Source organism: Hahella sp. CR1, from assembly GCF_029813005.1.
Lineage (GTDB): Bacteria > Pseudomonadota > Gammaproteobacteria > Pseudomonadales > Oleiphilaceae > Hahella.
In genome coordinates this window covers 33,154-60,069 of the sequence record NZ_JAPELK010000005.1, presented here as the reverse complement: position 1 = coordinate 60,069, position 26,916 = coordinate 33,154, and the positions used below count along the sequence as shown (strand labels likewise).

General features: G+C 52.7%; 22 protein-coding genes, 1 pseudogene and 1 other annotated feature. Of the genes and pseudogenes, 13 read left to right on the top strand and 10 right to left on the bottom strand.

The annotated features are described in order from the left end of the window. Positions 1-33 precede the first annotated feature (33 nt). The 5 genes from ONV78_RS13445 (at position 34) to ONV78_RS13425 (ending at position 5,040) form a co-directional block, all read left to right on the top strand. Positions 34-522 carry a Fur family transcriptional regulator gene (locus ONV78_RS13445; protein WP_279503755.1) on the top strand — a complete coding sequence of 163 codons (489 nt, stop codon included), beginning with the start codon at positions 34-36 and terminating at the stop codon, positions 520-522. Then, complete coding sequence (gene znuC / locus ONV78_RS13440; RefSeq protein ID WP_216738887.1) at positions 519-1,286, top strand: zinc ABC transporter ATP-binding protein ZnuC; 768 nt, start codon at positions 519-521, stop codon at positions 1,284-1,286. The genes ONV78_RS13445 and znuC overlap by 4 nt, the downstream gene beginning before the upstream one ends. Then, positions 1,279-2,070 carry a zinc ABC transporter permease subunit ZnuB gene (gene znuB, locus ONV78_RS13435; protein WP_216738888.1) on the top strand — a complete coding sequence of 264 codons (792 nt, stop codon included), beginning with the start codon at positions 1,279-1,281 and terminating at the stop codon, positions 2,068-2,070. Before znuC ends, znuB begins: the two co-directional genes overlap by 8 nt. Positions 2,071-2,239: 169 nt before the next feature. Continuing rightward, on the top strand, positions 2,240-3,985 hold the full coding sequence (locus tag ONV78_RS13430; protein WP_279503752.1) for an alpha/beta fold hydrolase: 1,746 nt from the start codon (positions 2,240-2,242) through the stop codon (positions 3,983-3,985). Positions 3,986-4,116: 131 nt separating this feature from the next. Next, on the top strand, positions 4,117-5,040 hold the full coding sequence (locus tag ONV78_RS13425; protein WP_279503751.1) for a hypothetical protein: 924 nt from the start codon (positions 4,117-4,119) through the stop codon (positions 5,038-5,040). Between the two features lie 23 nt (positions 5,041-5,063). Here the strand turns inward: ONV78_RS13425 and ONV78_RS13420 are convergent, their stop codons facing one another. Continuing rightward, positions 5,064-6,065 carry an AraC family transcriptional regulator gene (locus ONV78_RS13420; protein WP_279503749.1) on the bottom strand — a complete coding sequence of 334 codons (1,002 nt, stop codon included), beginning with the start codon at positions 6,063-6,065 and terminating at the stop codon, positions 5,064-5,066. A gap of 662 nt (positions 6,066-6,727) precedes the next feature. Here ONV78_RS13420 and ONV78_RS13415 point away from each other — a divergent pair. Together ONV78_RS13415 and ONV78_RS13410 are read left to right on the top strand one after the other, a co-directional pair. After that, positions 6,728-7,411, top strand: coding sequence for an SIMPL domain-containing protein (locus ONV78_RS13415; protein ID WP_011394511.1), 684 nt, complete (start codon positions 6,728-6,730; stop codon positions 7,409-7,411). Positions 7,412-7,465: 54 nt separating this feature from the next. Next, a complete protein-coding gene (locus ONV78_RS13410) occupies positions 7,466-8,512 on the top strand; it encodes a succinylglutamate desuccinylase/aspartoacylase family protein (RefSeq protein ID WP_216738892.1) in 1,047 nt (348 codons plus the stop codon). Positions 8,513-8,566: 54 nt separating this feature from the next. Here the strand turns inward: ONV78_RS13410 and folE are convergent, their stop codons facing one another. From folE to rlmJ, 3 genes are all read right to left on the bottom strand, one after another. Further along, complete coding sequence (folE, locus tag ONV78_RS13405; RefSeq protein WP_216738893.1) at positions 8,567-9,133, bottom strand: GTP cyclohydrolase I FolE; 567 nt, start codon at positions 9,131-9,133, stop codon at positions 8,567-8,569. A gap of 35 nt (positions 9,134-9,168) precedes the next feature. Beyond that, positions 9,169-9,894 (bottom strand): dihydromonapterin reductase, encoded by a 726-nt coding sequence (gene folM, locus ONV78_RS13400; protein ID WP_279503744.1) that lies wholly within the window; start codon positions 9,892-9,894, stop codon positions 9,169-9,171. A gap of 115 nt (positions 9,895-10,009) precedes the next feature. Continuing rightward, positions 10,010-10,852 carry a 23S rRNA (adenine(2030)-N(6))-methyltransferase RlmJ gene (gene rlmJ / locus ONV78_RS13395; protein WP_216738895.1) on the bottom strand — a complete coding sequence of 281 codons (843 nt, stop codon included), beginning with the start codon at positions 10,850-10,852 and terminating at the stop codon, positions 10,010-10,012. 167 nt (positions 10,853-11,019) lie between these two features. Between rlmJ and ONV78_RS13390 the strand changes: the two genes are divergently transcribed. Then, positions 11,020-11,985, top strand: a complete 966-nt coding sequence (locus tag ONV78_RS13390) for a DnaJ C-terminal domain-containing protein (protein WP_216738896.1) — start codon at positions 11,020-11,022, stop codon at positions 11,983-11,985. A 3-nt stretch (positions 11,986-11,988) separates the two neighbouring features. Further along, on the top strand, positions 11,989-12,327 hold the full coding sequence (locus ONV78_RS13385; protein WP_279503739.1) for a chaperone modulator CbpM: 339 nt from the start codon (positions 11,989-11,991) through the stop codon (positions 12,325-12,327). 50 nt (positions 12,328-12,377) lie between these two features. Here the strand turns inward: ONV78_RS13385 and ONV78_RS13380 are convergent, their stop codons facing one another. Beyond that, positions 12,378-13,373 (bottom strand): rhodanese-related sulfurtransferase, encoded by a 996-nt coding sequence (locus ONV78_RS13380; RefSeq protein ID WP_279503737.1) that lies wholly within the window; start codon positions 13,371-13,373, stop codon positions 12,378-12,380. 269 nt (positions 13,374-13,642) lie between these two features. Here ONV78_RS13380 and ONV78_RS13375 point away from each other — a divergent pair, with 269 nt between their 5' ends. Then, positions 13,643-14,149 (top strand): DUF1993 domain-containing protein, encoded by a 507-nt coding sequence (locus ONV78_RS13375; RefSeq protein WP_216738899.1) that lies wholly within the window; start codon positions 13,643-13,645, stop codon positions 14,147-14,149. On the opposite strand, the gene ONV78_RS13370 is transcribed toward ONV78_RS13375, so the two are convergent. Beyond that, positions 14,131-15,978: an ABC transporter ATP-binding protein/permease gene (locus ONV78_RS13370; protein WP_279503736.1), complete on the bottom strand. Its 1,848-nt coding sequence runs from the start codon at positions 15,976-15,978 to the stop codon at positions 14,131-14,133. The two genes, ONV78_RS13375 and ONV78_RS13370, sit on opposite strands and share 19 nt — an antisense overlap. Positions 15,979-16,247: 269 nt before the next feature. Continuing rightward, entirely contained in the window at positions 16,248-17,183 is a 936-nt protein-coding gene (locus tag ONV78_RS13365) for an alpha/beta hydrolase (RefSeq protein ID WP_279503734.1), read from the bottom strand. A 169-nt stretch (positions 17,184-17,352) separates the two neighbouring features. On the opposite strand from ONV78_RS13365, the gene ONV78_RS13360 reads away from it, so the two are divergent. The 3 genes and pseudogenes from ONV78_RS13360 (at position 17,353) to ONV78_RS13350 (ending at position 20,637) form a co-directional block, all read left to right on the top strand. Continuing rightward, on the top strand, positions 17,353-18,237 hold the full coding sequence (locus tag ONV78_RS13360; protein ID WP_279503733.1) for a LysR family transcriptional regulator: 885 nt from the start codon (positions 17,353-17,355) through the stop codon (positions 18,235-18,237). 574 nt (positions 18,238-18,811) lie between these two features. Continuing rightward, entirely contained in the window at positions 18,812-19,555 is a 744-nt protein-coding gene (locus ONV78_RS13355; protein WP_279503732.1) for a glycoside hydrolase family 11 protein, read from the top strand. Beyond that, positions 19,518-20,637, top strand: a pseudogene (locus ONV78_RS13350) (IS3 family transposase). Before ONV78_RS13355 ends, ONV78_RS13350 begins: the two are co-directional and overlap by 38 nt. Next, positions 19,796-19,912 (top strand) — a sequence feature (AL1L pseudoknot). Its footprint overlaps the pseudogene before it by 117 nt. 283 nt (positions 20,638-20,920) lie before the next feature. On the opposite strand, the gene ONV78_RS13345 reads toward ONV78_RS13350, so the two are convergent. The 3 genes from ONV78_RS13345 to ONV78_RS13335 are packed head-to-tail and all read right to left on the bottom strand — an operon-like array spanning position 20,921 to position 26,451. Then, the gene (locus tag ONV78_RS13345; RefSeq protein WP_279503731.1) at positions 20,921-21,229 is read right to left on the bottom strand and encodes a hypothetical protein; all 309 of its coding nucleotides are present in this window, start codon (positions 21,227-21,229) and stop codon (positions 20,921-20,923) included. Between the two features lie 5 nt (positions 21,230-21,234). Further along, a complete protein-coding gene (locus tag ONV78_RS13340; RefSeq protein WP_279503730.1) occupies positions 21,235-22,191 on the bottom strand; it encodes an RHS repeat-associated core domain-containing protein in 957 nt (318 codons plus the stop codon). A gap of 12 nt (positions 22,192-22,203) precedes the next feature. Beyond that, the gene (locus tag ONV78_RS13335) at positions 22,204-26,451 is read right to left on the bottom strand and encodes a hypothetical protein (protein WP_279503729.1); all 4,248 of its coding nucleotides are present in this window, start codon (positions 26,449-26,451) and stop codon (positions 22,204-22,206) included. Positions 26,452-26,916 lie beyond the last annotated feature (465 nt).

Here is a 26,916-nt window from a genome sequence, read left to right as displayed (position 1 = left end):
TAACGCCTGCATTGCAACTCTTGCGGAATCATTATGAACAGCCAATCTGACAACGCCGTGTTTCAGCAACATAATCACGCCTCCTGCATTCATGACGCGCTGATTACCGCCAAGAAACTCTGTAAAGAACGCGGTCTGAGACTGACTGATACACGCCTGCGGGTGCTGGAGCTGATCTGGCAATCTCACAAGCCCATCGGCGCCTACGACATCCTGGCTCAGTTTGGGCAGGAAGGCCGTAATTCCGCGCCGCCAACCGTATACCGGGCGCTGGAGTTTCTGCAGGAAAACGGTCTTGTGCATCGCATTGCGTCGCTCAACGCCTTCATGGGTTGCGTTTGTCCGCAGGAAGGTCACCAGGGCGGCTTTTTGATCTGCAAACAGTGCAAACGCGCACAGGAAATTACTGAAGACGCTTTGCGCAAACAGTTGTTAAGCCTGGCGCAGGAGCAGGATTTCGAAGTGGAAAGCATGACGTTGGAAATCAGCGGCCTCTGCACCACCTGCAGGACCGCCCAATGAACGCGCCGCCATTGATACGTCTGCAAGACGTCACCGTGGAGATTCAAGGCCGCACGCTGATTGAAAACGTCACGTTCGACATCAATCCCGGCGAGATTATCACGGTCATTGGTCCCAACGGCGCCGGCAAGTCCACGCTGGCCAAAGCGCTATTGGGCATACAGACGTTGAGTCGCGGGGAAGTGTTGCGCCGTCCCGGCCTGAAAATCGGCTATATGCCACAGCGCTTTCACATCGACGCGTCTTTGCCTCTGACCGTCAAACGCTTTCTGCAATTGGCGCACAACCCGCAACGCTGGCGTGAAGCGCTGCAAAGAGTGGAAATGGAGCACGTCGCCAAACAGCCCATGCATACCTTATCCGGCGGCGAGCTGCAACGTGTGCTGCTGGCCCGGGCGTTACAGCGGGCGCCGGACTTGTTGGTGCTGGATGAACCCGCGCAGGGAGTGGACGTTACCGGCCAGGCGGAGCTATACCGCCTTATCCGCTCGCTTCGGGATGAGCTGCACTGCGGCGCGCTGCTGGTCTCGCACGATCTTCATTTGGTGATGGCGTCTACGGATCAGGTGTTATGCCTGAACCGGCATATCTGCTGCGCCGGGCATCCAGAAAAAGTGTCTAACGAGCCCGCTTTCATCAATCTGTTCGGCACCCAGGCGGCGCGCTCGCTGGCGGTCTATCACCACCATCACGACCATCATCACCATGCCGACGGCACCGTCGCCGCCGGCAGTGAATGCTCTCACGGCGGCCACCATGTTTGATATTCTCATTCCCGCCCTGTTGGGGGGCATTGGTCTGGCTTTTATCACCGGCCCCCTGGGCTGCTTTGTGGTGTGGCGACGCATGTCCTACTTCGGCGATACCCTGTCCCATTCCGCGTTGATGGGCGTCGCCTTAGGCTTGATGCTGGAGGTGAACGTCAGCCTCGCCATCACCGCCGGATGCGTGCTAATGGGCCTGACACTGGCCCTGATGCAGAGGCAAAAGCACATCGCTACCGACACGCTGCTAGGCATCCTGGCGCACAGCTCCTTGTCTCTGGGCCTGGTGGCGCTGAGCTTTATGCGGGATCAGCAAGTGGATCTGATGAGCTATCTGTTCGGCGACCTGTTGGCGCTCAATTATCAGGATGTCATTTGGATTTTCGCTGGTGCAGTGGCGGCCATCATCATGCTCAAGCTGCTGTGGCGCTCCCTGCTGATGATGACTCTGAACGAAGATCTCGCAGCGGTAGAAGGCTACAACGTATTACGCACCCAGTTACTATTGATGCTGATGATGTCGCTGGTCATCGCTCTCGCCATGAAAGTCGTCGGCGTACTGCTGGTGACCTCCCTGCTGATAATCCCCGCCGCCGCGGCCCGCCCCTTCAGCGATACACCGGAAAAAATGGCGGCGCTCGCCATCGCCAGCGGCGTCTTCGCGGTGGTGGCGGGACTGAGCCTGTCCTGGTGGTGGGACACTCCCGCCGGACCATCGGTCGTCGTCGCGGCGTTCGTCCTGTTTTTAAGCAGCATGGGCGCACACCGCCTACGCCACGCTTGACCCAAAGCAAAGCCGGCGAGCATAGCGTTTCGCCGGCCGTCTTTCACGGTTGCTTTCAAAGCCTCAACTCCTTACTGTGATCATTCCACAAGCAGTCCCCGGATCTACCCAGGACGCGCTCCTGCGTTTCGCGTCGTGTTTTAACGTCTACTAAAACAAAGAGGCTAACGTGGACGACAGCTCTCTATTTGCGGAATCCAAGGCGATTGACCGCCTCCTGCATGCGTTTATCGGGTACGGCACTGGCGGCAATTCTCCCGCCGCTTTCATCCAGGCCTACACAGACTGGGTCAGTCATGCGGTCATCGCGCCCGGAAAGCAGGCTGAACTGGCCAAAAACATCTCCCGCAACCTGCTGCGTTATGGCGTCTATTGCTCCCGCGCCATCGCCAACCAGAACCCGGAGCCAGTCATTGAGCCCCTTCCCCAGGATATCCGTTTTCGCAACGAGGAATGGGGCCACTTTCCCTTTAATCTGGCCTACCAATGGTTCCTGCTTTACGAGCAGTGGTGGCACTACGCAACCACGGATATTCCCGGCGTGTCGCCCCGCAACGAAAATATCGTCTCCTTTTGCGCGCGTCAGATATTGGATTTGATGTCTCCGTCCAATATTCCCTGGTTGAATCCGGAGGTCATCAAGAAAACCCTGGAAACCGGCGGCAAAAATTTTCTCGACGGCCTGGAGAACTGGCGCGAAGACGCTCAGCGCCTGCTCAATGGCGACCCGCCTGCCGGCTCAGAAAACTACAAGGTTGGCGAGAACCTCGCCGTGACTCCGGGCAAAGTGATTTATCGCAATCGCCTGATAGAACTGATTCAGTACGCGCCTACGACTGAGAGTACGTACAAAGAGCCAGTGCTTATCGTTCCCGCGTGGATCATGAAGTACTACATTCTCGACCTGTCGCCGCATAACTCCCTGGCGCGCTATCTGGTGGAGCAAGGCCATACGGTGTTTATGATTTCCTGGCTGAATCCGGATGGCAAAGATCGCAATCTCGGCATGCAGGATTATCTGCGTCTGGGCGTGATGGAAGCGCTGGACGCTATCTCCGCCATCGTTCCCGACGCACCGCCGATACACTGCGTCGGCTATTGTCTCGGCGGCACCCTGCTCAGCATTGCCGCCGCCGCGATGGCGAGAGATGAAGATAAACGACTCGCCACCATCAGCCTTTTCGCCGCGCAAACAGACTTCAAGGAAGCTGGCGAACTGATGTTGTTCATCAATGAGAGTCAGCTCACCTTCCTGGAAGACCTGATGTGGGAACAGGGCTATCTGGACGCCACGCAAATGTCCGGCGCCTTCATGATGTTGCGTTCGAAAGATCTGCTGTGGTCGCGCATCGTGCGCGAATATATGCTGGGCGAACGCAGCAAGATGAACGACTTGATGGCCTGGAACGCGGATACCACCCGCATGCCCTATCGCATGCATTCGCAATATCTGCGCAGTCTGTTTCTGAATAACGACCTCGCCGAAGGCCGTTTTGAAGTGGATGACAGTCCGATATTTTTACGCGACATCCGCATTCCCATCTTCGTCGTTGGCGCCACCAAAGATCATGTCGCGCCCTGGAAATCCGTTTATAAAATCCGCCGTCTCACCAGCTCCGCGGAGATTACTTTCTTACTGACCAGCGGCGGCCACAACGCCGGCATCATCAGCGAGCCCGGTCACCCGAGGCGCAGTTATCAAATCAACACCCGCTACGGCAAGGACCGCAATTACAGCCCCGACGACTGGCTTAACATCGCGTCTCGCCATGACGGTTCATGGTGGCCAGCCTGGAGCCAGTGGCTGCGGGATCACAGCAGCTCTGAGCAAACCTCGCCTCCGCCGCTTGGCGCGCCTGATTCCGATTATCCGCAACTTTGTGACGCACCGGGCACTTATGTATATCAAAGATAAAGGCTTTCAGGCTTCCGCTTGATGCGGATAATAGGGAACTCTATAGTTACCGGCTGTCACGAATATGGAGTACGCTTTCAGCGGAAGTAGGTTGGTAACCGCCTGGGGGCGGCAATTATCCGGAGGATTCAATGCAGTCCCGCAATATGTACGGGTTTTTACTTTCTCTGCCATCACTCCTGGCGCTATTGGTGGGGCTATCGCTAACCGCAGCGATGTCCTATTTTTCCAATAAGCAGCAAGAAAAAGACGCTCATGCGCGTTTTGTCCAGGAAGCGCAGTTTATTGCACAAACGGTCCGCCGCACGTTCGAGCAAAATCGCGCCGCTGCGGAATTGTGGTTTCGCATGTGCAGCGCTCGTCCCGAGTCGGAGGACGCGGCCACTGACGCCACACGAGTGTTTTTGCAGGGATTTCCCAACATCAGCTCCATTGAGCACCTGATTATCGCCAAATCCGCCGATGATAGCCGTCGTTTCAGTGTAACGGACATCAACAGCCTGCAACCCCTGACGCTCAACGACATCAAGCGCGTCACCGAACTGCCCGAGCTGCAACCCGCCTTCGACGAGGCGTGGCGCAGCGGGGAAACCATCGCAACGCCGGTGACCCGCATCAACTCCCAGAATCCCGCCTACCGCGGCGAAGTTCGCTATATCCGTCGCGTCGACGATATGCTCATCGCCATCAGTTTTGATCTGGAGCACAGCCTGAAAACCGCGGTCGTCGACTACAAGCCTGAGGGCTTCACCCTATCCATGTTTGACTTGATGCGCTACGCCAGCGACCCATTAGTGAAGCTGGTGCTGCCGCCGGACGGTGAGGAGAATATTAAGAAACGCAAATCCTGGCTGTACAGCGATACGCTGGAACTGCCAGAGCGGCAGTGGCTGTTGCGCATTACGCCCAATCAGGCCTTCCATGATCAAACCAATAACCGTTACACGGTCACCCTATTTATCTCCGGGGCTATCATCAGCATTCTGTTGTCGTTACTGCTCGCCCGTCCCACGCGGAAGAGCGGTGAGGCGGACACTGATGCGGAAGGGTTTTAGAAGGCTAAGCCTTATGACGTCAGCTATTGCTGACTGCGATAGTTGGCGGGGCTCTCCCCGGTCCAGCGCTTAAACGCGCGGCTGAATGCGCTCAGCTCGGAGAATCCCAGCAGAAAAGCGATTTCACTAAGGGAATACTTGCCTTTTTGCAGATAATCCAAGGCTTTATCCTTACGCACCTGCTCCACCAGCTCCTGGAATGACACATCTTCCTGTTTCAATTTGCGGTACAGCGTGTGGCGCGACATGTTCATTTTCTCCGCCACTTTTTCCGCTTCGATATCGCCTCGGGACAAACGTTTGGCCACAATCGCCTTCACTTTGTGCGACACCGTGCGGCGCAGGGACAGCTTTTGCAGCAGCGCCTCCACCTGACGAGTTAGCGCCTGATGCAGATAGGGATTACGCTGGGGCAGTTCAAAGGTAAGAAAGTCTTTATTGAAGGCGAGAGAGCAACAAGGCTGGCCGAAGCTCACCGGGCATTGAAAGATACGTTCGTATTCGGCGACGTACTCAGGTTCGGGGTGAGAAAACCCCACTTTGGTCAAGAAGATCTTCTCGCTGACAAAGCGTCGCGCCCTGGTCACTGACAACGCCAGCATTCGATCCATGCCCGCGCGGTGATAATACTCGGGGCGTTCGCAGTGATACTCAATGACCGCATCGTCCCCCTGCAGGTGAAATTCCGTGCGCACACCCTCGTTCACTAGCGCAGACAGACGCACGTATTGCTTTAAGCCCTGCTCCAGAGTGCGGTTGTTGAAGATGATGTGTCCGATCACCCCCATGCGACGCGAATCAACCCACTCTCCTACGTGCAGGCCAACAGCAGGATCTTTCAAGGTTTCTTCTGCACGCGACCACAACAGATTATAAGCCGGTAACGGGACACGATAGTCCTGATCCTCCAGCATGGAAAGGTCCAGCTCAGCCTCAAGCGCCAACGCATTGATATCCATCCCTCGCTCAGCAAGCCAAAAGCAAAGCGCTTTAACGGTGGAACCGGCGACAGTGGGCTGATCCATATCAACTAATCTCAACCATTTAAATGGGACTGTTAATTATTATTAGCGGCCAATATAACAATCATCCACGTATGGCGGTAAGAGTCGGGGGCGATTTTTCCGCAACAATGCAGACGCTGTAGCAATTACAGAAGAAGCCGACCATAGCTGCGCAAAGTTGCAACAGAATGTCAAAAGCTTAACACAGGAGGTCAAGCCGGTTTTCTTTCGCCTTGATAATATGAATCCCGTAAACGTGAAGCAGTAGCCATCGTTTAACTGTGTTTTCAGGCCCTAGAGAACCGACTCAGGCCACTTGACTTAGGGAGAGACAAGTATGATGTATGATGAAAATTGGAAAGTCTGTGTTCCAAATACTGACCAAGAGCAAGCAAATTTTGCAGCGTTGGATGAGTATCTCAACAGCATCTACTACTGTTGACACCCTTTGGACTCCAGCCTGATGAAAGTGCACAATTCCTGCCGCGAAATTTATTTCGCGGTTTTTTTTTGTCCTGAATAAAGCACGTTGCTGAATTTTTTTCCCTCTCCCTTCTTTACTAACACGTCCCGTCGTAAATTCATTCGTCACCGCATCTCCTTAACTAAATTTATCTTTAGCACTTAGGATCATTTTGCTATGTTGCTGAACAGCAACTATTTTTAGGATTAGGGAGAAAATCATGTCGATAAGCAGATTTCTTGTACTCAGCGTTCTGGCCATGCCGGCGTTCGCTGCGGAGCAAACCAATTACGACCGCGTTCAACTCTCCACCGAAGCCAAAGGCGAACTGGAGAACGACATCATGCGCGTCGTACTACACTCCCAATCACAGCAGAAAACTGCGCAACAAGCGGCGGATGACGTAAACAAAGCCATGCGTTGGGCGCTGGATGAAGTAAAATCCGCCAAAAGCGTGAAGTATCAGACTCAGGATTACCGCACAGATCCCCGCTACAAAGAGCAAAAAATCGTAGCCTGGAACGCGGAGCAGTCTCTAAAACTGGAAAGTAAAGATATCGAAGCGCTGTCCGGCCTTATTGGCGAACTGCAGGAGCGTCTGAAAGTACAAAATGTGGAATTCGACGCCTCTGACGCTCTGAAAGCGGCCAAAGAAAACGAACTGATCGGCGAAGCGCTGAAATCATTTGGCGAGCGCGCCAAGTTGATTACCTCCCAACTGGGAGCGCAGAGCTACAAAATCGTAAACATGAATATTTCAAGCAGCGGTCCCGTCTATTATGCCCGCCAGGAAATGCGCAGCTTCGGCGCCGCCAAGATGGCCGATATGGCGACGCCTGCGGTAGCAGCCGGCACGCAAACGGTCACCATGACCGTCAATGGCGAAATTGAACTGGTGCGGTAACGCTTGGCGAACTTCGGACGCCGCCGCCGCTTGAAGACAGTCAGGATGTGAACAATGGCGGTTAAGTCCAAACCTTTTGAATTTCTCGGCGCGCAGGTCGCGCCGGGACATCGTCAACAATTCGAGCTTCCCGTCGGACAGCTCTACACCCAAACCGATGTATCCATTCCTGTCGAAGTGGTGCATGGCAGGTCCAAAGGTCCGCGTCTGCTGATTTGCGCCGCGATACATGGCGACGAACTCAACGGCGTAGAGATCGTGCGGCGCGTATTACACGCCACCTGGTTGAAAAATCTGAAAGGTACCCTGATCGCCGTTCCCATCGTGAACGTGCTGGGCACCATTCATCGATCCCGTTACTTACCTGACCGACGCGACCTCAATCGATGCTTTCCCGGTAGCGAAAAAGGCTCACTGGCGGCGCGTATGGCGCACCTGTTCACCACCTGCGTATTGCAGCAGGCGGACTACGCCATTGACCTCCATACAGGAGCGATCGATCGCAGCAATCTTCCGCAAATAAGGGTGCATCTGGACAATCAGAAAGCGGCGGATCTGGCGCATATGTTTGGCGTGCCGGTGATTATTGATGCGGAAATCCGTGACGGCTCCTTTCGCGGCGCCGGAGACGACCTTGGCGTACCAATCATTACCTATGAAGCGGGTGAAGCGCTGCGCTTTGATGAGAACTGCATCGCCGCCGGCGTTCGTGGCGTGCGCCGGGTGATGGAAGAACTGGGCATGATCAAGATGCGCGTGAAAGGCAGAGCCAAAGCCACGCCAGTGGTGGCGCGCTCCTCACAATGGGTGCGGGCGCCGGTAGGCGGATTTCTGCGTGCTTTGAAACCCCTGGGAAGTCGGGTTAACAAAGGAGACTTGCTGGGTTATCTGAATGGTCCCCTGGACAGCCAGGGCGAACCCATTTTATCGCCCTGCTCCGGCATTGTCATAGGACGCAGTAATTTGCCGCTGGCCCATGAAGGCGAAGCGATCTTTCACATTGCGCGCTTTAATCAGGTGGACTTGGCGGAACAGGTAGTGGAGACATTCCACTCTGATATGGAGGATCATATTTCCCGCAGCGAAGCGCCCATCACCTGACAAGCGCCTGTGCGGAGGCCGCCGCGGCGTGCGGCGCCCCTGTCGGCAGCGCGCTTACAGCGCCCGACGGCTATGCACCAGTGTGAGGAACTCACTACGGGTGGAAGGGTTGTTGCGCATAGAGCCCAACATGACGGATGAGCTCATAACTGAGTTCTGCTTCTCAACGCCGCGCATCATCATGCACATGTGGCGCGCTTCGATGATCACGCCGACGCCATGAGCGTTGGTGACCTTCAGGACAGCTTCTGCGATCTGTCGGGTCAAATTCTCCTGAATCTGCATACGACGTGCGAACATATCCACAATGCGCGCAAACTTCGACAAGCCCAACACTTTGCCATTCGGAATATAGGCAATGTGGCAACGCCCGATGAAGGGCAGCAGATGGTGTTCACACAGGGAGTATAATTCGATGTCCTTAACCAGAACCATTTCGTCCGTATCCGACTCGAAAATCGCTCCGTTGGTGACTTCCTCTAACGACTGGTTATAGCCGCGACACAGGAACTGCATCGCTTTGGCGGCGCGCTTAGGCGTATCGCGCAGTCCCTCTCGATTAACATCCTCTCCGAGGGATTCAATAATTGCGCTGTACTGCGCGACCAGTTTGTCTAACATGTTGGTTCCTCTACATTACCTATGGATCATTATGATCAACGGATATGACGTCCGCCATCGAGCTTGATTTCCCGCCCGGTCATATAAGAGCAGTCCAGGATAAAGGCGATCGCCTGCCAGACCACGTCGGGACCGGGCTCGATCCCAAGGGCGGACTTCCTTAAGGTTTTAGTTCGGTAGTCCGGATCGTCGCCGTCATTGAACATCAATAACGACGGAGCGATAGTGTTTACCTTGATATGCGGCGCGTAGCGTTTGGCGAAAGATCGGGTCATGCTTTCCATTCCCCCTTTCGCGGCGGCGTACGCAATATGGTTGTCACTTCCTTTTTCAACCACGTAATCGGAAATATGAATGATATCGGACCATGGGTTACGTCCTTGCTCCAGCAGGTCGTAACAATGCATATTCAGCAGGTAAGGCACCGTCATGTGTATCGCCACCATATCCTGCATCACCGCCCGGTAGTCCGTATCCTCACTCCGGTCGGGAGCCCATGAAGACGCGTTATGTATCAACGCCCTAAGTGGGCCCACTTCCTCCTTTAACCGTCGTATAAGCCGTTCGACGGAGCTTTGTTCCGTAAAATCCACCTGCAGACATATCGCCCCGCGCTCCCGCAGTTCGGCGATTTCCGGCCGCTCGGAGCGATAGGTCATAGCGACCCGCTCGCCTTTTTCAAGCAACCGCTGCAGACAATGGAGCCCAACCCTTTGGGCCGCTCCGGTTATTAATATTGTTCCTTGGCTAGTCCAATTCACCACACAAACCTGTATCCAATGAATTCATGTCCAGTAGGCTGCGGCGCCGGCCGCATACCCTTTGTGTCATCCTCAAGCGTCGGCGCTCTCCCAGGCCGGCTTGTCGCTGCGGTAATTACTCCGCTATCAGCCAATCAGCGCTACAGGAGGCTTTGGGATCGCCGCGAAGGGCTTCGCTGAGGTGCGCCCAACCCGCCTGCAGTTGCTCATCGAGCCGCCAGGGCGGATTGACCACAAGCATACCACTTCCGTACATTCCGCGCGCCACCGGCGTTAAGATCAACTCGCTGCGCAGCGTTTTGTGCAAAGGAAGCTGGCGCATCAACTCAAGCATTTGTTCGTGGCGCTTCTCCGCAAGTACGGGATACCAGATAGCGATAACCGCGTTCGACCACTTCTTCGTAAGTTTGCTTACATAGGCGGGGATACGTTGATAGTCGTCCTTCAGCTCATAGCTGGGATCAATCATCACCAGCCCGCGCTTCTCCGGCGGCGGCGACATCGCCATAACGCCCTCGAAGCCATCTCGTTGGTGAATATGGATTTGTCTGTTCCGGCCGAATTGACGCTTAAGTTCCGCGTACTCTTTGGGGTGCAGTTCGCACAAAGCCAACTGATCCGTCTCACGCAGGAAACCAGCGGCGATAGCCGGAGAGCCGGGATAGCGGGTCAATTTTCCAGCGTCGGGATTCAACCCTCTGACCGCCGCCAAATAGGCGTCGAATTCCGGCGGACAGGTCCCTTTGGCCTGCATCAGCGGCAAAATGCCCGCCGTCCACTCTGAGGTTTTTTGCGCTTCCTCCGAGGTCAGGTCATAGTCGCCGCGGCCTGCATGGGTTTCCAGATAGCGCCAGGGCGTGGATTTTTTACACAGCGCCTGCAGCAATAAAGACAGCACCCAATGCTTGTGGGCATCGGCGAAGTTGCCTGCGTGATAGACATGTTGATAGCTCAGCATAAAGGGCGCTGACTCCTTCCCCTGAAAAAGCCGCCTATTTTATGTGGTCCGACGTTGAATGTCGCCTTTTCAGCATTATATCTGACCTATGGCAATGCCCGCCCGACCTTGGGCTGGATATTCTAACGGCAATGAGACGCAGGGTCTGTGAAGGTTGGTAAAAATCTATGGAATTCAAAGACTATTACAAGATTCTCGGCGTCGCGGAAGCAGCATCCGCCGATGACGTCAAAAAAGCGTACCGCAAGCTCGCCCGTAAGTATCATCCGGATGTCAGTAAAGAACAGGATGCGGAGGTCAGATTCAAAGAAGTCGGCGAAGCTTATGAGGTATTGAAAGACCCGGAAAAACGCGCGGAGTACGATCAACTCAAGCGCATGGGCGCCTATAGCGAAGATGGCCGTTTTCGTCCGCCGCCAGATTGGGAGTCCGCTTCAAACTTCAACGGCGGCGGCTTCACCGAGGCGGACGCGCGCCACTTCAGCGACTTTTTCGAGTCCATCTTCGGTCGCGGCGGCTCCGCCCATCGCACCTATAAGCAGGGTCATCAGCAGAGCTTCCGCATGCGCGGCGAGGACGTGCACGCCAAAATCGCCTTGTTCCTGGAGGAAGCTTTCCACGGGTGTGAGAAACAAGTTCAGGTGCAAGTGCCGGAGATCGACGAATACGGGCTGGTAGGTCATCGCAGCAAATCTCTCAATGTGAAAATTCCAGCCGGCATGGGACCCGGACAGCACATTCGTTTGCGCGGTCAGGGCGCGGCGGGATTTGGCGGCGCTGAGAACGGCGATCTGTTTCTGGAAGTGGAGCTTGCGCCCCATCCTGTGTACTCCGTCGACGGCAAGGATATTTACCTGACTCTGCCGGTCTCGCCATGGGAAGCTGCGTTGGGCGCCACTGTAACAGCGCCAACATTGAGCGGTAAGGTCAACGTAAAAGTTCCCAAAGGCGCCAGCAGCGGACAAAAGCTGAGACTGAAAGGCAAAGGGTTGCCCGGCAATCCCGCCGGAGACCAGATTATCGTACTGCAGGTAACCTTACCCAAGTCCCATAGCGCAGATGCGGAAGCGCTTTATAAGGAGCTTGCGGAAAAAGAAAAATCCTATAATCCGCGCAGCAAGTTGGGGGTGTGAGAGATGACGCGTAAAACGATCATCAGCACGGTGGAAGTGCTTGGACAAAGCGACACCTACTCGTTGCGCGAATTATGCGAGCGCGGCGGCGTCAACGCCGAGTTCATTATCGAGCTGGTCAGTTATGGCGTCATCGCGCCAGTGGAGGAGCGGCCCGCCCACCAATGGCAGTTCGATACGCTGGCATTGGCGCGATTAAGTCGGGCGATGCGCCTGCAGCGTGACCTGCAGCTCAACCTGCCCGGGCTCGCCATGTCATTGGATTTATTGGACGAGGTCAACGAACTCAGACGCGAAGTGGCGCGACTGAACCAACAACTCAGCCGTCTGATTGCGGATTAAGGCAGGGGAAACCACAACGAAAAAGGCCGGCGTTTAAGCCGACCTTTTTGCTATTCAGCGCCCTGAGTCAGGTGCTGATGATAGTTTTTGCGCTTCAGCTTTTTCTCAGCCTGGCGCTTCTTGATGGCTTTGGCCGCTTCAGAGCCGATGTGCTCTTCTCCGCGCGACTTGGCCAGTTCAATCTGCTGCTCACGCGCTGCGAAACGGCGAAGCTGGTCTTCGGAAACCTTGTCATAACAATGAGGGCAGCTGACGCCCTTCTTGTAATGCTCGCTCTGCATATCTTCCGCGCTGATCGGCATACGACAGGCGTGACACTGATCATAGCGGCCTTTGTTGAGGCCGTGATCCACCGCCACCCGGTTGTCGAATACGAAGCACTCGCCTTCCCAGGTTGATTCTTCCTGAGGCACTTCCTCCAGATACTTCAGAATGCCGCCTTCCAGATGATAGACATCCTCAAAGCCCAGCTCTTTCAAGTAAGCGGTGGATTTCTCACAGCGAATGCCGCCAGTGCAATACATCGCCACTTTTTTGTGTTTGGCTGGATCAAGATTGCTTTTGACGTAATCTGGAAACTCACGAAACGTTTCCGTATTTGGATTGATCGCATTCTTAAACTTGCCGATTTGCACTTCGTAATCGTTACGAGTGTCGATCAGCAACACCTCAGGATCGGTAATCAGCGCGTTCCAATCCTGTGGTTTGACATAAGTGCCCACCACACGTTTCGGATCAATGCCCTCCACGCCCATGGTGACGATTTCTTTCTTCAGTTTGACTTTGGTTCGATAGAACGGAATGTTCTCATCGTAGGATTCTTTGTAGCTCAGGTCCGCCATACGAGGATCGGACTTCAGCCAGGCCAGCAGCGCATCCATCCCCTCGCGGGTTCCGGAGACCGTGCCGTTTACGCCTTCGCGGGCCAGCAACAGGGTGCCTTTGATTTCATTTTTCTCCATGACTTCAAGCAATGGAGCGCGCAGCGCCTCAAAGTCGTCGAGGGCGACGAACTTGTACAGCGCACAGATAACATACTGTGACATTCACTTTTCCTATATTGCGTGCTGGAACGTAAAACCAGAGCAAAAAATTTGCGGGCGACATTATACTCAAATTTTAACCAATCGCACGTCGGAAAACCGTAACCGCTAAAAAGTATGTCATTAAGTTACGTCTTCCCACTCGGAGCCAGTTAGAATGGGGAGCCCGGCGCCAGGATCTGTCGGCGCCGTCTGGTTAGCTTGTATTTACCGGCCATGACCGGCCTTATGACCGCAAATAACCAACTCTTATCATCGCTGGAGGCGATATTATGTCTATATCCATGTACCAGACTTCCGTCCCCATCTTCATCCGCATGCTCGGCAACCTCAACCAGATCTTGGAGAAAGCCGCCGCCCACGCGGAGAAAAAAGGCTTCAATCCTCAAAACCTGGTTAATTACCGCCTGTATCCGGATATGCTGCCGCTTTCTTCCCAGATTCAGATCGCCACCGATACAGTGAAAGGCTGCGTCGCCCGGCTCTCCGGCCAGCAGCCGCCGGTCTTCGAGGACAACGAGACCACATTGGCGGAGTTATCCGCCCGGGTCACCAAGACCATTGATTACGTAAAAACCTTCACGCCAGAACAGATCGACAATACGGAAGAAAAGACCATTCAACTGAAGCTGGGCTCTTATACGCCAACCTTCACCGGTCAGCGCTACCTGTTGCACTTCGTGCTTCCCAATCTGTATTTCCACATCACCACCGCCTACGCCATCCTGCGCCATAACGGTCTAGACATCGGCAAAGCCGATTATTTGGGCGTTGAATAACTCTCGTCTGAGGCTTCTTGCTCCGGCCCGGCGGCCGGAGTTTCCGCATCCTCCCGTTGCTGAATGCGCCAAAGGTTGGCGTATACGCCGTTGCGCGCCAGCAGTTCAGAGTGCGTCCCCTGCTCAGCGACTTTCCCTTCCTGCAGCACCACAATCAAGTCGGCGTCGATAACCGTAGACAGCCGGTGGGCGATCACCAAGCTGGTCTGCCCCTGAGAGACTTCCCTGATCGCCTGCAACACGCTTTGTTCGGACTTGCTGTCCAACGAAGAGGTCGCCTCGTCAAACACCAGTATGGGCGGGTTCTTCAAAATCGCGCGGGCGATCGCCACCCTTTGTTTTTCACCCCCACTCAACTTCAATCCACGCTCGCCCACCAACGTATTGGCGCCCTCAGGCAAACGTTGGATAAACCCTTCCAGATGCGCCATACGGATAGCGCGCCACACGTCTTCATCCGTCGCATCAATCCGGCCATAACGGATGTTTTCGTATATGGTGTCGTTAAACAGCACCGTATCCTGAGGCACAATCGCAATCGCAGAACGCAGCGACCTCAACGCCACCTCCCGAATATCCTGCCCATCCACTTTTATCGCGCCGCCATTGACGTCATAGAAACGGAACAGCAGTTTGACCAGCGTCGACTTCCCCGCTCCGCTGCCTCCCACCACCGCCACTTTGCGTTGCGGTTCAATGCGGAAGCTAACGCCTTGCAATATGGGGCGTTGGGTCGAGTAGCCGAAATGGACGTCAGAAAATTCAAGCGCCCCCTGTCCAACCTGCAACTCCGGCGCGCCCACTTTGTCAGGCACTTGCGAGGTTCTGCGCAACAGTACGAACAGTTGCTCAATGTTGGCGAGCGAGCCTTTCATCTCGCGGTAGATAAAACCCAGGAAATTCAGCGGCATGAATAGCTGCATCATAAAAGCGTTGATAAGGGCGAAGTCGCCTAAAGTCATGTCTCCCGCCACAACCTTTTGCGCAGCCAGAATCATCATCGACGTCATGGCCAGCGCCACAATAAACGCCTGCCCGCCGTTCAATACAAATAGCGACAAGCGGTTCTTGCGCCGCGCCCGCTCCCAACGCGCCAGGTCGGCGTCATAGCGCTGCGCCTCGTATTCTTCATTGGTGAAATATTTCACTGTCTCGTAGTTGAGCAGACTGTCCACCACCCGGGTATTGCTTTCAGAGTCAGCGCGATTGGCTTCCCGCACATGCTCCGTACGCCAATCCGTCGCCACCACGGAGTAAGCGACGTACAACACCACGGCGACAAAGGTGATCAGCGCGAACCACAGGGAGTAGTTCATCAACAGCAGACCGATCACCATGAGGATTTCCAGCAGCGTGGGCGCGATATTGAACACCATAAACCGCATTAAAAAGCTGATGCCGGACAACCCTCGCTCGATATCCCGAGACAGGCCGCCGGTATTCCGGTTCAAGTGAAAATCCAGATCCAGGGAGTGCAAATGTTGAAACGCCTGCAGGCCGATGCGCCGCATGGCCCGCTCCGTCACTCTTCCAAATAATGCATCGCGCACTTCGCCGAACAGCACATTGCCGAGCCTTGCCGCGCCATAGGCCAACAGCAACGCCAGCGGCAATCCCACCACGATGTTGGCGCGCCCCGAATCGAGGCCATCGATAATGTACTTAAGAATAAACGGCAAGCCGACGCTGGCGCCCTTAGCCCCCATCAGACATAACAAAGCCAATGAAACCCGGCGTTTATGCTCAAGCAGATAAGGCCACAAAGATCGGAGAGTTTTGATCCCCGCTTCGTTGTCCGGCGCATCGGTGGCGGAACTGGAACGTCGCATAATGATATATCAGTCGTTAACAGGGTCAGTGTTGGGCTACAGCCTGCGTTAGGACGCGCCGGCGTATTAGCTAAATATAAGTACGTCGCACGCTTGCAGCGCGGACAGGGAACTCATCACTATAACAAGTACTTATAGCCCATTCCCCGCCAATTCTCTTATTGCGGTTCAAGATCGCGACCATTGAAAGAGTCTGAGAAGAGCGCCGAAAAGCATTGGCGAGGCGAATCATCGCCCAACCGCCATAATGACGCTCTCCCCGATCACGTTTAAAAGTGAGAGACAAGAAACTCAGACATCAACTGCATAGCGCGTTCCGCCGCGTCAATCTGAGCAAATCCATTAGGAAAGACATGCGGCATCGCTTCCCAGACATGCGCGCTGACCACGGCTCCGGCTGCCTGCGCCTTCTCTGCGTACGCCAGGGAATCACTCAGCAGTATCTCCGCCGTCCCTACATGAATCTGCAACGGAGGCAGTCCGGAATGCTGACCATACAGGGGCGAAACCTTTGGATCATACGCATCGTGGCCAGCAAGGTAATATCCAGCAAATGCCGCCACGGCGTCATACGTCAGATAGAACTCCTCTTCGGCGCGCTCTTCGTGGCTCGCCCCCGTCAGAGCCAGATCGGTCCATGGAGACATGGTCACACAGCAAACCGGCGCGAGCCCATAAGCGCCCTCTTTGTCAGCGCCGATCTGCTCAGCCAGTGACAGAGCAAGCCCACCGCCTGCGGAATCCCCCACGATGGCGATCTGTTGGCGTCCCGCCGCAATCAGCCCCGCGTATACCGCTTTCGCCTGGTTCAACGCTGACGGAAACGGATGCTCGGGCGCCAGTCCGTAATCTGCGATAAACACATCGATTCCCGTCCGCGCGGCGAATTGCCCGGCAAAATGCCGGTAGGCATGCGCGGAACCCACCACATAACCACCGCCGTGCAAGTAGAGAATAACCGCGCCGGAAAGCGTGTTTTTAACCCGCACCCAGACTCCCGGCACGCCGCCCACGGTATCGGAGTGATACTCCACACCAGCAGCGGCGGGCGTTTCTTCTATCATCTGATTATAACTGTCACGCGCCTGCGGCCCATTGAGCATGCCTTTGAAAGGAGCGGTTTGCTGGCGTATGGCGTCTACAACGGCGAGATCGGCCGGGCTGACGGGATGGTTGGTGAAGAGTTCGTTTTGGTCTCGGGACATCTTTTTACACCTCTGTAACTCGGACAACTTACGACAGGCGCGATACAACAACCGCTACGGGGCGGGGTTTAAGAGCCGTCTGCTTGCGCCCTGCGAATGGAACTCGGGTAGAATAGTCCATCCCACAAATGACAATAAATAACCAATATTCTGACGGAGCGTTCCATAAATGAAACAAGCTATTGTCCTGGACGCCCTGGCGCACTTCGACCTCGTCGCGCGCCATGGCGGCTTCAGTCGGGCGGAACAGGCTTCTGGCAAACCTAAAGCCACGCTTTCCCGGCAGGTTCGGGGATTAGAGGATCAGCTGGGCATTCGTCTGATCAACCGCGACAGCCGGGCTTTCGCCTTGTCTGAAGAAGGACAATGGCTGCACGAAAGAACACGCGATCTTCTGGCCGATCTGAATGAGGCGGTGACCGCGTTGACCCACGACCGCGCTCCTGCCCGCGGCCGCCTTCGCGTCAGTTGCCCGATGATGTTTGGACATATGGTGATGGGACGGCGCGCCGCCGAGTTTGCGCAGGCCTACCCGGAAATCCAGTTGGAGGTGACGGTGGAAGAGCGCGAGGTGGACCTGATTGAAGAAGGGTATGACGTCGTCATTCGCGTCAATCCCCGCCCGGATAGCCAGCTTGTCGGCCGCTGCATACTGCGCAACGTCCAACACCTCGTGGCCCCGGCCGGGCTCTCGCAACCCCGTGATGAAACAGTTCCCATACCTGCGGTCACTCGTTCCAGCACGCCAGACGAACGCACGCTACGCGTGCTGGATGGCCAAATTGAACGGGCTTACCTGCTTCGCAGCGCACTACGTCTGCCCTCCCCGCTGATGCAGCGCGACGCGGTGCTCACCGGCGGTTTGGTCGCCATCTTGCCCTATGCTTTAATTGCACAGGATCTGGCCACCGGAACCCTGGTCGACTGGGGACGCCTGCCCACCCCACCAGTGGAAGTCTGGGCGCTACACGCCAGCCGCCGCCTCACCAGCGCCAGAATAAAAGCCTTCATAGATTTTCTGAGCGATCAGGCGGCGTTACCGCCGCCGGGTTAAATACTAAGACAGGATTTGTCCCATCTGACGGGAACCGACTGGACGCCTACGGCGGAACAGGATCAATTATGCGGGCTGTATATCCATGCTCTACATGCCCTTGCCCCAACTACAACAAGGCCGCAATTCCTCGCCCCCGCAAGAAACGTAACATTCTGTTTACAAAGAAAATTCATTTGAATAAAGTCGTATAGGCCTACCTAACGAAAAAGCAAAGGAGAGCTACGCCACCAAAAGTACAAAGTCGGGTCAATTTCAGAGGCTCCGGGTTAACCAAAATACGAAAAATGATGCTAGAACCCGCATCGCCTCATACAAGCTAACAACAAATAATACAAAGCAGAGGAAGCATTACTGCGACAGCTTTTCAGGGAGTGATAACGGGAGCAAACCTTGTTGAAAGGGGTATTTACAAGTGCTGTAGGTCCTAGCGTGCTCTTTAATAGTGAAGTTCCAATAGAACAAATAGCGGATGACAAGATAGAACAATTAGCAGATAGCAAAGTCATTATTTGACATGACAAACTGCCCAAACTAGATTGATTAATACACCTGACAGTATGTGGAGTTAGGGATGACCAATGTCAAAATGGAAATGACCTGCAATTCAGAGGATTGTTATCTTCGATTTACGCAGGGTTGGTTACGACAAGCTCTCATCAGCCTCTCTATCTTTTTCCTTTTAATATCCACAACTGACGCTCAACCCTTAACATCAAATGAAACCGGCTTCCATGAAGGTTACTACTACTCCTTCTGGAAAGACTCTGGGGACGCCTCCTTCACTCTGCTTTCTGGGGGGCGATACGCATCTCAGTGGAACAACAGTACAAACAACTGGGTTGGCGGCAAGGGCTGGAATCCTGGTGGGCCAAAGATTGTTAGTTATGAAGGGGATTTTGGCGTTTCCAGTTCTCAAAATGCCTTTTTGGCGCTCTATGGATGGACAAGAAATCCTCTTATTGAGTACTACGTTATAGAAAGCTATGGCTCATACGATCCTTCCAACTGCAGCAATGGAGAGGACTTCGGCAATTTTCAAAGCGACGGTGCGACATACAATGTTCGGAGATGTTTGCGGGTTAACCAACCATCCATAGAAGGTATTCGAACCTTTTACCAGTATTTCAGTATCAGAACACCTAAAAAGGGTTTTGGTAATGTAAGTGGGACTGTCACTGTTGCCAACCATTTTAACTACTGGGCAAGCCAGGGATTGAACCTGGGCAATGAATCGCCCCGGGTTTGTCGGAGGCTAATCTTCTTGAGAGAATTAGCCTATGAACAAACGATCTGGATACTCCCCCGAAGTACGTGAACGCGCTGTGCGCATGGTGTTGACCGGCGAACACGAACACAAATCCCGCTGGGCGGCGATACAGTCTGTCGCTTCAAAGATTGGTTGCACTCCTGAGACATTACGCTCATGGGTCAACAAAATGGAAGTGGATACAGGTAAGCGCCCTGGAACAACCAGCGAGGACGCCGCCCGCCTTAAAGAGCTGGAACGGGAAAACCGTGAGCTTAAACGCGCCAATGAGATTCTGCGAAAGGCGGCGGCTTTTTTCGCCCAGGCGGAGCTCGACCGCAAACCGAAGTAATGGTTAAGTTCATTGACCAGGAACGGGAAGCGCACGGTGTCGAGTCAATCTGCAAAGTCTTGCCGATGGCGCCGTCCACCTACTACCGCCAAAAACATCTGGCCGCTAACCCGGAGCAGCGCTGTGATCGCGCAAAGCGGGATGAAGAGCTCAAGCCAGAGATTACACGAGTGCACGAGGAGAACTTGCAGGTCTACGGGGCTGGCAGGCGTGCGGCGCGGTAAGTCCTGTCGTACAACCATTCCCGATGAACTGGCCGACAAGCCGCTGGATCTGGTTAATCGCAACTTCTGCGCTGAGCGTCCGAACCAGTTGTGGGTCGCAGACATCACCTACGTTGCCACCTGGTCAGGCTTCGTTTACGTGGCGTTCGTTGTGGACGTTTTCTCGCGCTATATCGTAGGCTGGCGTGCGCTCAAAAGCCTGCAGACGGATATTGTGCTTGACGCCTTGGAGCAGGCGCTGTGGGCGCGAGGAAAAATCCAAGGGGGTCACTCATCACAGCGATCGCGGCAGCCAGTACCTGTCGATCAAGTACACTGAGCGCCTGGTTGAGGTGGGGTTTAAGGCCTCTGTCGGAAGCGTAGGAGACTCCTACGACAACGCCCTGGCGGAAACTATCAACGGCTAGGTTATCCACAAAAAAAGGCCCTGGAAAGGGCTGCATGAAATAGAACAGGCGCCCCTCACCTGGGTGGAGTGGTTCAACAATCGTCGATTGTTACAGTCGATAGGAGATGTACCTCGCGTCGAATACGAAAACCTGTATTATCAACAAGCCGAGTCTGCAGCTGCATGACTCAAATAAAACTGCCTCCGATAAAACCAGGGCGATTCAAAAAGTCGCTTAATGGCATGTCTAATCTTTGTGGGCAGGATCAATACTTAATTGAATCCAAATAGAAGACAAAATTTTAGAGGTGAAGCTAAATTTAACCGAGTATTTATTTGATATTATCCCCCCCTTTTAATGAATAGAGGGAAAAGCCCAGAAAAGTCCAGGCTCCACCCTACAAAAACGGTATATTCAATTATAAAATCGGGTCTGACTTTCAGTAAGTTTTAGCCCAGATAAGCCTCAATTAATCTCCCACGTCACTCCAATGAGTTTCAATGTATTCAAAAATCAGATCAAGAAACACATCAACTTGACAATCGATACCTACCCCCTGATCTTCAATATATAATGAGACTAGCTTTGGCCAAGAAAAAGACGATTTCTCTCTTATTTTGCTCTTCAGTAGCCAATTTCTAAAGCCATCCCCAAATACATTTCCTAGCATAAAATCCATACCAGAAACAAAGCCCGTTGCCTCATCTAAAGTGCCAGCGGGCAAATACATATGGCGATATCTTTTAAACCATTTAATTTTATCAATAAAATCTTTCATCGCAATTAGAACCCAAAATTAATCACGTCGGAATACTCAAAGAGATCTTTAAACTTATCTATAGGAACCCCTTCCGCAGGCCCAAATGCATCATAAACTCGACCATCTTTCACTACAACATCGTGGTGAGCCCAACCAGTATTCTTATCTCGATATTTCCCTAACGCTGGAGCATTAGCCTCTATTCTATATATATCCCCTCCAATCTGCCTCCGGATATATCGGGCACATTTCTCACATCCGTTCCAGTTATCAGGGTCCATTATATCCAGTGGCTTCCAATTATTCAGTTTGCTAACTTTTTTGGCTTCCGATACACCAGGAACAACACCTATTGCTCGTTCTAAGGGAGAAAGCTCTTCGCCCGTTATCGGATTAAAGCCATAAATAGCACCGAACGTGTCAACTAATGTCCCCCAAGGCGTAAGCCCAACAATAAAATCTGACATATTGTTGGCCCTTTCAAGTCGAGTCTTTTCCCAATCCGTTTCAGGGTCAAACCCTGCCGGGGAATCCCCACATGCTCCGCCGCACATCCCCAAAAATCCCGTGGGGTCAGTATATTTATAAGGGTTATTGTAGGCGTATGAATAACGATTAAAATGACCCGCTCCGCCCGTTAAGGCACCAACTGTATCTACCGCCATAAACCGTCCAAGAACTGGATCGTAATAACGCGCGTTCAGATACGTCAGCCCGGTGTCGTTGTCATGAAGCTTACCTGTGTAGCCAATCCGCTCATTTGTAGCGCTTTCCGATTTGACGGACTTATCACCAAAGGGTGCGTAGGTTTCTCGCCATAAAACAGCGCCAGACTCATCCGTTGCGGCAACGGGTGAGCCCAAATTGTCATGATGCAGGTAGGTGATTCGTGTTGCAGCTTGAGCCGTTATCCCCAATGCGCTAATGAGCACTATCAGGAGGCTTAACCATATGTGTTTAATCATCTTGAAATACTCCATGTCTCTAATCCCCTAAAATCCTTCTTTAACCGCTGGCTGCGACTCATGTTTCAGGCACGTAGCGCCGGAAAGTGAATAGTCGCTGGGGCAGGAATAGTTGACAGGATTAGTTGTGGTTTTGTAGCACTTGGAATCAGACCTAGAGAAACCATCGGGACATGTCTCCTCTCCTCTTACTCGCACCACCTGATCACAAGTATGAGTGCTGGGATTTGCACGCCATCCATTACTACAAATCATTTCAGCGTCTGGTTGGTATTCCAGGTGATTTGGATTGAAACAGGAGTACCAACCATTCCTTGGCTTGATGTCAAAAGAGTCGGGACATGATGGCGTTGCAGGTATTTGATCTGTGTGCCAGCACCAATTCTCAATTCCAAGAAAAACATACCCAGCCGGACAAACGAGCTTCAGGTTAGCTGACTCCGTTTTCGAGCATTCGCCAAACTTGATCTCGAAGCCATCTGGACAGCTTTGACCAGGATCTTTCATCAGCGTGCGGGTACAAGTAACGCCATCCAGCGTCCAGCCTGGGGCGCAGTAGTAACCCGGCGTGATTGTTCTTTCTACTTCAGCGATCAGCTTATCGTTGAAGTAGACATAATTAGTGGCGATATCATTAATGAGGTCTTCTTCATACATGACGTTACCTGATTGGGAGTGCATCTGGTAAATGCCTTTATCGTCATGAATCTCCAACACCCTTAAGCCATTGCCATCATATTCGTAATCGATATCCAAATTGGAAACGTTGGCGACTGGATTACTATTAGTGACAATGCTGGTTAAGTTGCCCGAGTGGTCATACGACATCGTAAATCGCCCGTTATTGGTGACATTGCCATAACCATCGTATTGGAAAGAATAAAGGGAGCCTGTTGTGTTGCTCAGGAGGTTGGTGACGGGATCGTAGGTATAGTTTATCTCCCCCATCGCCCCCAGGTTTTTCGTTCGCAAATTCCCTTTGGCGTCATATTTGAAGCTTCCGCTTCCCCATGGACCATTAGCAGTGATCAAACGGCCAATGCCGTCATACGCCATGCTATATATGGATTGAGCATTGTCTACGTGATTTTGAATGCCGGCGATATTGCCATCATGGAGAAATGCGTAAGTCAGGTCAGAGGCCACCGTGGAGCCTTTCGCGCTAGTCGTGCGGTCTACAAAACGTCGATTATTGAGCGATTGCTCAATGACTTGGCCATTTCCATACTCGTATAGTTTGAGAACGCCATTTGGATAGTATTGAGCGCGGTCCAGCAACGTGCCGTGGGGCGAATCAATACGGGTTACCTGCCCCAGATCATTCAAGCCATATTCAACGTAGAAGCCGTTTGGATAGTCCAAACGCTTAATCTGCCCAAGCTCGTTGTACGCATAGCCCAATTCAAACGTTTTTGGCGTATTAACGGTGACCGTCAGAGTTTCTTTATCCAGTTCGCCAAATGATGTGTACAGATAGGTTCTTGTGGAGAGCCCCTTATTCAGCGTTTTGACTTGTCCGTTTCTATCGTAGGTGAAGGAGACATCATGTCCGCTAGGGTAGTCCACACCGACAAGCCGGTTCATTTCATCATAGCTATATGTGGTTATTCCCACGCCAGTAACTGCTCTGGTGCGCAAGTTACCTGCGTCGTCATACGCTAGCGTCACGTCGCTACGCTCTGGCTCTTTTACGCCGCTCAGGCGTTGCGAGTCATATGCGTAGCTATAAGTCCGAACCACCCCGCCTTGCTCAATGGAGATAGGGTTTCCGACTTTATTGCGCTTTATAGAAGTGACTTGCTTGTCATTACTGGAGATATCCTCAATCAAGTAGCTGTCCCACGCCTGAGTGGTAGCCCCAAACACTTGTTGCAAGTGGGTGGTTTTGAAGCCTCGCAGGTTTGTGGTCGTATAAGCATAATCAAAGGCATAACCCGCAACATTGCTGACACAGCTAACGCCATAGCAATATTTCATATAGCTATTGTCAACAGTATTGATAATGGTGAGCGGGCGATTCAGGGCGTCATACTTCTTCTCAACGCCTTCCCGTTCGCGCTTGTTAAGAGATGGATATGACACAAAGACTTCACGCCCGGCGCTGTCGTACTCACGCCGGATGTAGACCGGATCAAGCCCACTACCGCTTTCTTTGAAAAGATAGGGCTGCCCTAGGCCGTTAAGCGCAATAGCCTTTCGATATTCCGTTCCCTCAATCGTCTCAATGAATTTATTCGGCTCATAGGTGTAACTGGTAGCGGCGATTTCCGGGGGAGCCATTTTGGTCATCCGCCCCATTGAATCGTAACTGAAGTATGTGCGATTACCTTCGCCGTCCTCTTCCCACTCGACGGTTCCTGATGGGTTGACCGACCGAGTAATTGAAGAGCCGTCTGGGTAAGCTTCTATCCTGGCGACCCCACGAAAATGATCGCTATACGTGATCTTCTGATTACCTAAATGATTGATATAAATTTTATCGGATATGTCGCCGCTTGGATGATAGTTAAACCAAGTGGTCAGATTATCGACCTTACTCCCTTTGAGTTTGCCGGAGTCGTGATAACTGAAATTGCTACTCCAGTATTCTCCATTTTCACCTTCAACTTTAATTTGCTTGGGCAGGCCTATTAGCTGCGGCTTGGTAGGTGATGACCATTGTTGATTCAAATAGGTATAACGCGTCACCCGTTTATTAGAGCCCGTGATTTCAGTCTTGGTCTGGGGCTGATAGTAGTTAGTGAAATCGCTAAACTGGGTGATAAACTTGCCGTCCACTACCACTTTTGTCTGCATTAGAGGCGTCGCATTCTTGATGGCGTACAAGTTTTTGATATTCAAATTCTCGCCATAGAAGCGGCCCACTTTTCCCCAAGTGTCATACGTGTATTCAATCGTGCGTAGAGGGTTTCCGCCGGCGGGTTCGAATACCTTGACCGAATACAACTGTCCCTCTCTGGCCTTGCGATCATCGTTGATGCTGTTGTTGGTATGCCAGAATACTTTTTCAGTCTTGGCGGAAGGGGAAACACTGACCGTTTGCCAAAAACGGTCGTTGTCGAACCATACATCGGCATAACTGAAAGTAGTGACAGCCCCTTCTAACTCCGTCCCCTTCAACGTTCTTTTCGAAAGGGAGTACTGGCCTACGCCCCTGGGGTGGTGGGTTGTGGAGATAACCTCATAGTCGTAGGTAATCGTCGCGCCTGTAGGCGTAGTGATAGATTGAAGCTTCTTGCCTTTCTTATCCATGTAGGTGAAGTTCCAGGTCGTATTATCGGGAAGCGTTACGGTTTTCAGACCGTCATGGATTTGCTGCCCCATCTCTTCCTTAAAATAGTGATCATACTTCCAGACACGGTTTCCCGTTGACTCATGGACGACAATTTCCTTCAGGTAAGGAATCACGCCTGCAGGTGAAGCCGCGCCAAAACGCCAGGCTGAAGTCACGCTTTCTTGCGTCGGCTCTCCATAATTGAAATCTATCAGGCGTCCATCATTGGTTGTAATCTGCTTGGGAAATATGTGCTCCTTCGCCGCGATATCGCTTCCTTCGCAGCTTTCCCGCTCTGCTTTTAACATGGGAAATTTGGTGCACTGACCGTTTCTCACATAGTCTGTGGAAACTTTTCTGTGGTATTTGTATTTGATCCAGTTACCGTAGGCGTCAGTTACAGAAGAGGCATACACCAATAGCTGGCCGCCAACATTATAATTACTCTTAATGTCCGCACTTTGGTTCTGATCAAAGACGTAGGTTTTACCATCGGGGGAATAAGCGGTGACATTCAGCTCGTCGATTCTACCCTTCCAGCCCACCTCGCCACGAACGGATAATAGTTCGCCATCTTTTATGACCAAAGGAACCGCCTTGCTTCCGGGAATTTCCAAGGTAATGCCACTGACTTCGTGTTCCCCCCAGCAGTGCTGCCCTTTGTCTCCATGATCCCGACATTCGCTCCACGCCTTGATTACATAAGACAAACGCGGCACGTCAATGGTCCAGGGTCCCAGTATTTCTTTCCCGTGATCCGCCAAGTTAAAGGAACGATAAATGTCGATATCCATACCGCCTTGCCCAGGCAAGGAAAACTCTTTGACGGACCATCTAACGTCCCCAGTAAATTCGTCTAGTTGCTCGCCGGATATCACCGTATTGCCGGTATCCGCCGCTGCAAGAAAGGTGTTTTCTATTTGATCGCTTTCAGCCAGGGCCACTCCCGTCGTCATAACCAGCGGGGCGAACCATTTCCATATATGCTTGTTCCTGAGCATAGCTTCCTCAATAAAACTTCATGTTAATAAAGGCGATAGCAATGATTGTGCTTGGTGGTTGAACTGAGTATTAAGCAGGCGAACCACAAAGCAACCAAAGTTGCATTTTAGATTGAAGAAGAAAAGAAAGCAGGGAGAATAAGGAGTGAATGTTTCGATAGCGTCCCTGCCGTCTCTTTTTCTCTCAGATACTCAAAGACAAAATTCGGGCTTTAATAGCTCGATTTTTCAATATTTGAGCACTGTTTCCATTTAGCGAGCGACATATTAATAAATTTTGAACCTGATTAGAAGTCTCCTTAGTCGAACAAGGAATATGCAATATAAGTTGCCATTAAACGCAATGTCAAATGCATTTTTATTCCTTGGCTATCCTTTCCCCATAATCCTACGGTACTCAGGGTACAGCATTTAGCGACATGAAATGACGTTACACAGATGTTAATTGCTAAGAGGGAAGCAAAG

Excerpts from the sequence above, each read along its gene's own strand:
- rlmJ (WP_216738895.1), bottom strand. The coding sequence starts at position 10,852 with ATGCTGAGCTATCAACATGTCTATCACGCAGGCAACTTCGCCGATGCC.
- ONV78_RS13385 (WP_279503739.1), top strand. The coding sequence starts at position 11,989 with ATGACGCGTAAAACGATCATCAGCACGGTGGAAGTGCTTGGACAAAGC.
- ONV78_RS13365 (WP_279503734.1), bottom strand. The coding sequence starts at position 17,183 with ATGTCCCGAGACCAAAACGAACTCTTCACCAACCATCCCGTCAGCCCG.
- ONV78_RS13345 (WP_279503731.1), bottom strand. The coding sequence starts at position 21,229 with ATGAAAGATTTTATTGATAAAATTAAATGGTTTAAAAGATATCGCCAT.
- ONV78_RS13335 (WP_279503729.1), bottom strand. The coding sequence starts at position 26,451 with ATGCTCAGGAACAAGCATATATGGAAATGGTTCGCCCCGCTGGTTATG.
- ONV78_RS13375 (WP_216738899.1), top strand. The coding sequence starts at position 13,643 with ATGTCTATATCCATGTACCAGACTTCCGTCCCCATCTTCATCCGCATG.
- znuB (WP_216738888.1), top strand. The coding sequence starts at position 1,279 with ATGTTTGATATTCTCATTCCCGCCCTGTTGGGGGGCATTGGTCTGGCT.
- ONV78_RS13370 (WP_279503736.1), bottom strand. The coding sequence starts at position 15,978 with ATGCGACGTTCCAGTTCCGCCACCGATGCGCCGGACAACGAAGCGGGG.
- ONV78_RS13415 (WP_011394511.1), top strand. The coding sequence starts at position 6,728 with ATGTCGATAAGCAGATTTCTTGTACTCAGCGTTCTGGCCATGCCGGCG.
- ONV78_RS13340 (WP_279503730.1), bottom strand. The coding sequence starts at position 22,191 with ATGGAGTATTTCAAGATGATTAAACACATATGGTTAAGCCTCCTGATA.
- folE (WP_216738893.1), bottom strand. The coding sequence starts at position 9,133 with ATGTTAGACAAACTGGTCGCGCAGTACAGCGCAATTATTGAATCCCTC.
- ONV78_RS13380 (WP_279503737.1), bottom strand. The coding sequence starts at position 13,373 with ATGTCACAGTATGTTATCTGTGCGCTGTACAAGTTCGTCGCCCTCGAC.
- ONV78_RS13360 (WP_279503733.1), top strand. The coding sequence starts at position 17,353 with ATGAAACAAGCTATTGTCCTGGACGCCCTGGCGCACTTCGACCTCGTC.
- ONV78_RS13410 (WP_216738892.1), top strand. The coding sequence starts at position 7,466 with ATGGCGGTTAAGTCCAAACCTTTTGAATTTCTCGGCGCGCAGGTCGCG.
- ONV78_RS13420 (WP_279503749.1), bottom strand. The coding sequence starts at position 6,065 with ATGGATCAGCCCACTGTCGCCGGTTCCACCGTTAAAGCGCTTTGCTTT.
- ONV78_RS13355 (WP_279503732.1), top strand. The coding sequence starts at position 18,812 with ATGACCAATGTCAAAATGGAAATGACCTGCAATTCAGAGGATTGTTAT.
- ONV78_RS13445 (WP_279503755.1), top strand. The coding sequence starts at position 34 with ATGAACAGCCAATCTGACAACGCCGTGTTTCAGCAACATAATCACGCC.
- ONV78_RS13390 (WP_216738896.1), top strand. The coding sequence starts at position 11,020 with ATGGAATTCAAAGACTATTACAAGATTCTCGGCGTCGCGGAAGCAGCA.
- ONV78_RS13425 (WP_279503751.1), top strand. The coding sequence starts at position 4,117 with ATGCAGTCCCGCAATATGTACGGGTTTTTACTTTCTCTGCCATCACTC.
- znuC (WP_216738887.1), top strand. The coding sequence starts at position 519 with ATGAACGCGCCGCCATTGATACGTCTGCAAGACGTCACCGTGGAGATT.